Source organism: Frigoribacterium sp. MEB024 (assembly GCF_000878135.1).
GTDB lineage: Bacteria > Actinomycetota > Actinomycetes > Actinomycetales > Microbacteriaceae > Frigoribacterium.
The window spans coordinates 1-6,947 of the sequence record NZ_JXQZ01000079.1 but is presented as its reverse complement, the minus strand read 5'-3'; the positions used below and the strand labels follow the sequence as shown (position 1 = coordinate 6,947).

Below are 6,947 nucleotides of genomic sequence, written 5' to 3'. Positions count from 1 at the left end.
TCCGTGCGATGAACCACGACGATGCGTGGTTCATCGCACGGAACGGGGTTCAGGACGCGTCGGAGGTGCGGGGGCGCGCAGGAGGCGCGGGTCGCGGGGGCAGGCAGGAGGCGCGGGTCCGGCAGGAGGCGCGGGTCCGGCAGAAGGCGCGGGGCCGGTAGAAGGCGCGGGGCGGCCATGAACCCGGTTTCGAACGATGAACCCGAAAGCTTCGGGGTTCATCGTTCGAAACCGGGTTCATCGAGGGTCGGGCTCAAGGGCGAGGAGGCGCGGGTCGCGTCCCGAGGAGCGCGCGCGGCGCCGGCGAGCGCACAGGGCGTCAGCGCCCGAGCGCGTGCATCTGGATCGCGACAGCGGCGGCGCCGCGGGCCCACTCGTCGAACCGGAACTCCTGGACGAGCAGTCTCGGCGGCGGAACCGCCCCGTGGGTGCCGCGCCCGATCGCGGCGTCGACCGCGGCGTCGCCGACGGTCGCGAGCCGCACGCCCTCGCCCGACAGCAGGACCACCTCGGGGTCGAGCACGTTCAGCACGCCCGCGATCAGCTGGCCCAGGACGTCGGCGGCGGTGTCGACGACGACCCGCGCCTCCTCGTGTCCGTCGGCGGCGAGGGCGAGCAGGTCGTCGTAGGCGACCGGGCGGCCGAGGGCCCGGGCGGCGGCGGCCTCGACCGCGGCGACCGTGAGGAACGCCCCGGCGCAGTCGTGGTGGCCGAGGTCGCAGGTCGGGGCCGGCGCCTCGGCAGGGGGCGCGGCGGGGGTCTGCACCGGCACCGGCACCGGCACCGGCACCGGCACCACGATCCGCTGGTGTCCGATGCTGCCCGCCGACGAGTGCGCCCCGCCGAGCACCTCGCCCGTGGCGACGAGGCCGAGCCCCACCCCGGCGCCGATCGTGACGAGGGCGAACGACCGCAGCCCGCGTCCCTCGCCGAACCAGTGCTCGGCCTGGGTCAGCGCGCGCACGTCGTTCTCGACCCAGGTCGGCAGGCCGGTCGTGGCCGTCAGCAGGTCGGCCAGGGGCACGTCGTCCCAGCCGAGGAACGGTGCGTGCCGCACGTGGGCTCGATCGACGACCTGTCCGCCGACGGTGACGCCGACCGCGCGGATGCGGTCGTCCCGGCCCCGGGCCGAGCTCACGACCCCCGAGACCTGGTCCACCACCGCGGCGGGCGACGGGTCGGGAAGGGCTTCGTCGTGCCCGTCCAGCACCCGGCCCCGCTGGTCGGCCACGACGACGAAGAGGCGGTCACGGGTCAGCTTGACGCCGACGAAGTGGTGCGCGTCCGGGTCGAGGTCGAGCGGGACCGAGGGCCGACCCGAACCGGACGGCGCGAGGGACGCTCGTTCGACCAGCAGTCCGCTCTCGAGCAGGGGCCTGGTGATGCGCGTGAGGCTCGGGCCCGACAGGCCGAGCCGGGCGGCGAGCTCGGTCCGCGGGCGGGCGCCGTGCACGAGGATGTCGAGCACCACGGCCTGCGCGCTGCCGGCCAGCGGGGACCAGCCGCCGTCGGCGTGGCCGAGGGAACCGTGAGCGGGAGCGGCGTGCCCGGGAGCGTGGGAGTCCGTCACGCGACGATCCTAGGTGGCCGACCCGCGCCTCCTCGTCCCGACGTCGGGCTCCGCCCGGGCCGAGCCGGGGCCGCGGCGAGTCCGCCCGACGCCCGTCGCTGCGTACCCCGCCACCCGAAGTGGGGGACAACTAAGGGGCCTCTCGTGGCCGAACATGAGTCGTGGTGATCCTCATGGACGAAACGCGCGAACTCCCCCTTTGCACGCTGTGCGCGTCGCCGACCCGTCTCGAGCCCAACCCGTTCTACGGCACGGCCCTCTCGGTGCACCGCCACGTGCTCGTCTGCACCTCGTGCGCGACCGTCGGCTTCGCCCCGGCCGTCGCCGACGCCCCCGAGGAGGCGCGGCGCCGGTCCCGCCCCGTCGGCCTGCGCGCCCGCGTGGCCGGCTGGTACCGCGCGCTGCCCTGACGCCACGGCCGCGCGTCCCTGAGCCTCCCGTGCCGCCGAGCGGTCGGTCAGCCCTGCGACCGACCGCCGCGGGATGCCGCCGCGTGCTCGGCGTCGGCCTGGAACCGGCCGGCCGCCTCGGCGTCGAGCTCGGTGCCCGCGCCGCAGTAGGCGCAGGTGTAGACGTGCTTCGTCGAGTACGGGATCACCGGGATGAAGAACAGCGTGAACCACCGACGGTGCTTGACCAGGCGCTGCGCGGCCTCGTTGCCGCAGACCCGGCAGACGAAGAAGAGGACGCCCAGCAGGGCGCTCGTGCCCTTGGTGCCGAAGATGATCATGCGCTCACCCTAGGCGGGACCGGGGCAGCCGGCGGGAGCGGGCCCCGGGGCCTGATGACCCCGGGGCCCTGTTCCTAGCCCTTGCGCACCAGGTCGACCGCGAACCGGGCGACGGTCACGACGAGAGTCGCGATCTGGCACCACGGCACGGTCTTCCTGGGCGGGCGGCGGTCGTCCTCGGACATCCGCTCCCTCCTCGCGGTGTTCGCACCGGCGAACACCGCGAGAGAGCCAGGGACCCACCCCGTGGGATCGACGTTTGCACGTCGATCGTCATGGGATTACACTTCCGATCAGATGAAGCGGGAACTCTGTTGGGCCCCTGGTTCTCTTCACGGAGAGCACATCGAAGCCCGAGATCGGTTGTGCGGCCTCGGGCTTCGCCATGCCCGGGGGTCGTTCCGGCGATGACGACACCCGACGACCATTTTACATATCGGGCGTCTGTCTGGCGGTGGCGTAGGCAGCCTGTGAGTGGTCGCACCATGGAATGAACATCGCACCGCCGAGACAGGCGGTGCGACGTTCATCAGGCGGTGCGACACGTGCCCGCGCAGCTCAGCCGGCGGCACGACTCGAGCCCGCCCCGCCTCACCCGGCGCGGAACCGCCGCAGGCGCAGGCTGTTCGTCACGACGAACACGGACGACGCCGCCATCGCCGCGCCGGCCAGCACGGGGTTGAGCAGCCCGAGCATCGCGACCGGGATCGCCGCGACGTTGTAGGCGAAGGCCCAGAACAGGTTGCCCTTGATGGTGCCGAGCGTCGCCCGCGACAGCCGGATGGCGTCGGCCACCCCGGCGAGCTCGCCGCTGACAACGGTCAGGTCTCCGGCCGCGATCGCCGCGTCCGTGCCGGTCCCGAGGGCGATGCCGAGGTCGGCCGTGGCGAGGGCCGCCGCGTCGTTGACGCCGTCGCCGACCATGGCGACGACGCGACCCTCGGCCTGCAACCGGGCCACCGCCTCCACCTTCTGCTGCGGGGTCGCCTGCGCCACGACGTCCCCCGCGGCGATGCCGACCTGCGCCGCGACGTGCCGGGCCGCGCCCGCGTTGTCGCCGGTCAGCAGCACGGGCGTCAGGCCCAGACCGCGGAACCGCTCGACGGCCTCCCGCGCACCGGGTTTCACGGTGTCCGCGACGGTGACGACACCGCGCACCCGACCGTCCCAGGCGACGGCGACGGGGGTGGCGCCGGTCGCCTCGGCGGCGGCGAACGCCGTCTCGAGGTCAGGAGGCGCGGTGACCGACCACTCGTCGGCCAACCACCCGGGGCGGCCGACCAGCACGAGCGTGCCGTCGACGAGGGCCTGCACGCCGGCCCCGGCGTGGGCGGTGAACTGCTCGGCGGCCGGGACGACGACCCCGCGCCGGGTGGCCTCGGCCTCGATCGCGCGGGCGACCGGGTGCTCCGAGCCGGACTCGACGGCGGCGGCCCGGGCCAGGACGTCGTCGACCTCGGCGGCCGCGGCGTCGCCCGCGCGGGCATCACCGAGGACGACCTCGCGCACGCTCATCCGCCCCGTCGTGACCGTCCCGGTCTTGTCGAGGACGATCGTGTCGACCGTGCGGGTGCGCTCGAGCACCTGCGGCCCCCGGATCACGATGCCGAGCTGTGAGCCGCGGCCCGTGCCGACGAGCAGTGCGGTGGGCGTCGCGAGCCCGAGCGCGCACGGGCAGGCGATGATCAGGGTGGCGACGGCGGCGGTGAACGCGGTCTGCAGCGACCCGGTGAAGAAGCCGCCGCCCCCGGCCCACTCGACCAGCCCGCCGAACGCGAGCCAGCCGACGAAGGTCGACACGGCCAGCCCGATCACGACCGGCACGAACACGGCCGACACCCGGTCGGCCAGTCGTTGCACCTCGGCCTTGCCGCTCTGCGCCTCCTCGACGAGGCGACCGAGGCGGGCGAGCTCGGTGTCGGCCCCGACGCGGGTGATCTCGACGAGCAGGCGTCCGCCGACGTTGAGCGTCGCGCCGACGACACGGTCGCCCGGCCCCACCTCGACCGGCACCGACTCGCCGGTGAGCATGCTCAGGTCGACCGCCGAGGTGCCCTCGCGCACGAGGGCGTCGCTGGCGATCGCCTCGCCCGGACGGACGACCACGAGGTCGCCGGGCACCAGGCCCGCGGTGGCGACCCGCGCCTCCCGACCGTCGCGCAGCACGGTGGCCTCCTTCGCGCCGAGCTCGAGCAGGGCACGCAGGGCCTCGCCCGAGCGACGCTTGGCGCGGGCCTCGAGCCAGCGGCCGAGCAGGATGAACACGGTCACGGCCGACGCGACCTCGAGGTAGAGCTCGGTCGGGCCGCCGTGGGTCGCGACCAGGCTGAACGACATGTGCATGCCCGGTCGGCCGGCGTCGCCGAAGAAGAGCGCCCAGAGCGACCAGGCGAAGGCGGCGATCACGCCGACGCTGACGAGGGTGTCCATGGTCGCGGCACCGTGGCGGGCGTTGACGGCGGCGGCGCGGTGGAAGGGCCAGGCACCCCAGACGGCCACCGGTGCCGCGAGGGTCAGTGCGAGCCACTGCCAGTTCGTGAACTGCAGCGCCGGCACCATCGAGAGCACGACCACGGGCAGGGCGAGGGCGGCGCTGACGAGGGTGCGGTGGCGCAGGGCGTCGACCTCGCCGGCGCGGGCGTCGGGGGCGTCGCCGGCCGAGCCGTCGGCCGCATCGGTCGAGGACGCAGGAGGCGCGGGCACGGTGGCCCCGTACCCCGCGGCGGCCACCGTGGCGATGAGCGCGTCGACGTCGGGCACGACGGGGTCGCCGTCGGGCGCGTCACCGGCCGCACCGGCCACGACCCGCACGTGCGCCTTCTCGGTCGCGTAGTTGACCGACGCCTCGACGCCGGGGAGCTTGTTGAGCTTGCGCTCGATGCGGTTCGCGCAGGAGGCGCAGGTCATGCCGGTGATGTCCAGCTGCACCGCGTCGGGCGGCAGGGTGCCCCCGGTGACGCCTCCGCCCGGCCGACCCGCGCCTCCGGCGGCGGTCATCGTGCGGCGAGCTGGTAGCCGGCCTCTTCGACGGCCGCCCGCAGCTGGTCGTGCTCGACGGTCGCGTCGGCCTGGACCGAGACGGTGGACGAGCCCCCGGGGTTGAGGTCGACCTCGACCGAGTCGACGCCGTCGACCTCGGAGAGCTCCTCGGTGACGCTCGCGACGCAGTGCTCGCAGGTCATGCCGTCGACCTGCAGGGTGGTGATGGTGGTGTCGGTCATGCTCGGTCCTCTCGATCGGCCCTCAGGTTATACCCCCTAGGGGTATCGATGCCAGGGGCGTCCGCTCTTGTCCCCCACCTCCGAGAAACCTCCGAGACGACCCGACCCTCAGCGAGGCCGACTACGAACGGAGGAGACCCCGCCAGGACGGCGGGAGAGAGAAGGCACCCGACCATGACCGAGATCACCGCACACCACGGCCTCTTCAAGGACACGAACCTCCACGTCGACGACACCGGCGGCACGGGCCGCACCGTCGTCCTGATCCACGGCTGGCCCCTCTCGGGCGAGTCGTGGAGCAAGCAGGTCCCCGCGTTCGTCGAGGCCGGCTACCGCGTCGTCACCTACGACCGCCGCGGCTTCGGACGCAGCGACAAGCCGAAGACCGGCTACGACTACGACCACCTCACCGAGGACCTGCACACCGTCCTCACCGAGCTCGACCTGCAGGACGTCACGCTCGTCGGCTTCTCGATGGGTGGCGGCGAGGTCGCCCGTTACTTCAGCAAATACGGCACCGAGCGCCTGCACAGCGTCGTCTTCGCCTCGGCCGTGCCGCCGTACCTGCTCAAGACCGACGACAACCCCGACGGACCCCTCACCAAGGAGGCCGCCGCCGAGATGACGGCCGGCCTGACCAAGGACGAGGACTCGTTCTACGACGACTTCACGACCGGCTTCTTCTCGGTCGACGGCGTCCTCAAGGTGTCGGAGGCCGACCGCCAGGACGCCCTCCGTCTCGCCAAGCAGGCGAACAAGGCCGCCGCCCTCGAGGCCATGGCCTCGTTCGCGAACACCGACTTCCGTGACGACCTGACCAAGGTCACCGTGCCGACGCTGGTCATCCACGGCGACGGTGACGCGACCGTGCCGTACGAGGGCTCGGGCGCCCGGACGCACGCGGCGATCGCCGGGTCCGAGCTGCACGTGATCGCCGGTGCACCGCACGGTGCGAACGTCAGTGACGCCGACGAGTTCAACCGCGTCGTGCTCGAGTTCCTGAAGAAGTAGAGCGGAACCCGACGCGACCGCAGGAGGCGCGGTGCCGGTCCTCGAGACCGGCGCCGCGCCTCCTGCACGTCCGGCTCGACCCGTCGCGCACCCTCGCCCCTCGTTCGGGGGTGAAGGTCACGGGCGGGTAACGAAGTGACCGAGATCCAAACCTTCTCGCCCCCGGTGGCGAACCCTGTACATCCCCACCGGGACCAACTGACAAGGAGCTTCACCATGAACGCCTTCACCCGCAAGCGCATCACGAAAGCCGCCTTCGGCATCGCCGCCTCCGGCGCCCTGATCTTCTCCCTCGCCGCCTGCTCGTCCAACTCGGGCACCGCGACGGACACCTCCTCGACGTCGTCGTCCTCCTCGTCCGAGCCCAGCGCCGCGTCGACGCCCGCCGCGTCGATCGCCGACCTCAGCAACGGTG

Annotated in this window: 6 protein-coding genes and 1 pseudogene; 3 read left to right on the top strand and 4 right to left on the bottom strand. The window is 73.3% G+C overall.

The window, feature by feature from the left end; genetic code table 11:
- Positions 1–319: 319 nt before the first annotated feature.
- Positions 320–1,570, bottom strand: coding sequence for an ROK family transcriptional regulator (locus tag SZ60_RS13200; protein ID WP_082060153.1), 1,251 nt, complete (start codon positions 1,568–1,570; stop codon positions 320–322).
- A gap of 173 nt (positions 1,571–1,743) precedes the next feature.
- Here SZ60_RS13200 and SZ60_RS13195 point away from each other — a divergent pair, with 173 nt between their 5' ends.
- Positions 1,744–1,980 (top strand): hypothetical protein, encoded by a 237-nt coding sequence (locus SZ60_RS13195; RefSeq protein ID WP_156155609.1) that lies wholly within the window; start codon positions 1,744–1,746, stop codon positions 1,978–1,980.
- Between the two features lie 47 nt (positions 1,981–2,027).
- Here SZ60_RS13195 and SZ60_RS13190 read toward each other — a convergent pair whose 3' ends face one another.
- The 3 genes from SZ60_RS13190 to SZ60_RS13180 all read right to left on the bottom strand — a co-directional run bounded on the left by SZ60_RS13190 (position 2,028) and on the right by SZ60_RS13180 (position 5,521).
- Positions 2,028–2,300 (bottom strand): zinc-ribbon domain-containing protein, encoded by a 273-nt coding sequence (locus SZ60_RS13190; protein WP_043596621.1) that lies wholly within the window; start codon positions 2,298–2,300, stop codon positions 2,028–2,030.
- 591 nt (positions 2,301–2,891) lie between these two features.
- Complete coding sequence (locus tag SZ60_RS13185) at positions 2,892–5,207, bottom strand: heavy metal translocating P-type ATPase (RefSeq protein ID WP_043596624.1); 2,316 nt, start codon at positions 5,205–5,207, stop codon at positions 2,892–2,894.
- 86 nt (positions 5,208–5,293) lie between these two features.
- Entirely contained in the window at positions 5,294–5,521 is a 228-nt protein-coding gene (locus tag SZ60_RS13180; protein ID WP_043596620.1) for a heavy-metal-associated domain-containing protein, read from the bottom strand.
- Positions 5,522–5,695: 174 nt separating this feature from the next.
- Here SZ60_RS13180 and SZ60_RS13175 point away from each other — a divergent pair, with 174 nt between their 5' ends.
- Positions 5,696–6,532, top strand: coding sequence for an alpha/beta fold hydrolase (locus tag SZ60_RS13175; protein WP_043596618.1), 837 nt, complete (start codon positions 5,696–5,698; stop codon positions 6,530–6,532).
- Between the two features lie 216 nt (positions 6,533–6,748).
- Positions 6,749–6,947: pseudogene (locus SZ60_RS13170) on the top strand (hypothetical protein); the annotation flags it as partial.

What these genes read in the sequence shown, in the direction of transcription:
- SZ60_RS13195 (WP_156155609.1), top strand. Translation starts at nt 1,744, where the DNA reads ATGGACGAAACGCGCGAACTCCCCCTTTGCACGCTGTGCGCGTCGCCG.
- SZ60_RS13190 (WP_043596621.1), bottom strand. Translation starts at nt 2,300, where the DNA reads ATGATCATCTTCGGCACCAAGGGCACGAGCGCCCTGCTGGGCGTCCTC.
- SZ60_RS13185 (WP_043596624.1), bottom strand. Translation starts at nt 5,207, where the DNA reads ATGACCTGCGCCTCCTGCGCGAACCGCATCGAGCGCAAGCTCAACAAG.
- SZ60_RS13180 (WP_043596620.1), bottom strand. Translation starts at nt 5,521, where the DNA reads ATGACCGACACCACCATCACCACCCTGCAGGTCGACGGCATGACCTGC.
- SZ60_RS13175 (WP_043596618.1), top strand. Translation starts at nt 5,696, where the DNA reads ATGACCGAGATCACCGCACACCACGGCCTCTTCAAGGACACGAACCTC.